This is a genomic window from Bartonella japonica, from assembly GCF_040545385.1.
Lineage (GTDB): Bacteria > Pseudomonadota > Alphaproteobacteria > Rhizobiales > Rhizobiaceae > Bartonella > Bartonella japonica.
Genome location: NZ_JBEPLT010000058.1, coordinates 1 through 1,151, shown reverse-complemented (window position 1 = coordinate 1,151; position 1,151 = coordinate 1). Strand labels below are relative to the sequence as shown.

2 protein-coding genes are annotated in these 1,151 nt (G+C 43.4%); both read left to right on the top strand.

Features of this window, described 5'->3' with window-relative positions; all coding sequences use genetic code 11:
* On the top strand, positions 1–741 hold a 741-nt coding region (locus ABID39_RS07875; RefSeq protein WP_354187614.1), incomplete at its 5' end, for a DUF7146 domain-containing protein.
* On the top strand, positions 738–1,151 hold a 414-nt coding region (locus ABID39_RS07870), incomplete at its 3' end, for a DUF3987 domain-containing protein (protein WP_354187612.1). The genes ABID39_RS07875 and ABID39_RS07870, both read left to right, overlap by 4 nt.

Here is a 1,151-nt window from a genome sequence, read left to right as displayed (position 1 = left end):
TTGCTCTATTGTTATGCTGGTTGCTCTTTTAGAGAGATCATACAAGCGCTCACAAGAATTGGCTTGCTGGGTCATAAAGCTTATGATCATACGCTCACTTTCTCAAAACAGTGTTATGCTGATCTCAAAGGAGCAAAGCAGAAAGCAGAGAGAGCACAAGCAATTTGGCAACAAAGCCAACCAATCAAAAATACTTTAGCTGAGACCTATTTACGCACGCGGGGGATCACATGTGAATTGCCGTCTGATCTACGCTTTCATGACAAATGTCCGCACCCATCTGGGATGACACTACCCGCGTTGGTTGCTCTTGTTAAGGGAGCTGGTTCCTTTGCGATCCATAGAACCTTTTTACAAGCTAATGGCTGCAAAACAAATCAATTACCCCAAAAGGCTATGCTTGGTTCTGTAGCTGGTGGTGCTGTGCATTTAAGCCAAGGCAATGATCAGCATCTTGTTGTTTGTGAAGGCATTGAAACTGGTCTGGCTTTGCTGTCTGGGTTGTTATCAGAGCCCGTTAATTTATGGGCGTCCCTTTCAACCAGTGGCATGATGCGTTTGAATTTTCCCCATAACAAAGCGCGTCTCACCATTGCAATGGATGGCGATGATGCGGGTCGTAAAGCAGGTTTCACCCTAGCAAAGCGTGCTTATAGCCAAGGCTTTGAGGTCTTTATTATGCAAGCTCCAAAAGGCACTGATTTTAACGATCTTCTCCATTTTCAAAGGGTAGTAATATGACACAAGATAATAAAAATACTTTAGAGAATAATATTCCTTTAAATGATAACGATAATGGCTCTTTAAACGAAAATGCTTGTTTCAAAGCTATTCCTTATGAACAAGCATTGCAACAAAATGGTTGGGGGGAATTAAAGCCTATTACTGCTGCTTTGTTACCCGTCGAGCCTTTTGATCCTATACAAGTCCCATATGTCTTAAGTCGCTATATTTATGACGTTGCTGAGCGTCAACAATCCCCTATCGATTTTGTCGCCGTTTCTGCTCTGTGTGGCTTGGCTGCCGTGATTGGCAATGGTGTACGTATCGCTCCAAAACAACAGGATGATTGGAAAATCGTTCCTAATCTCTGGGGGGCTATTGTGGGACAACCTTCGACCATGAAATCACCTACCATGCAAGCGGCTTTA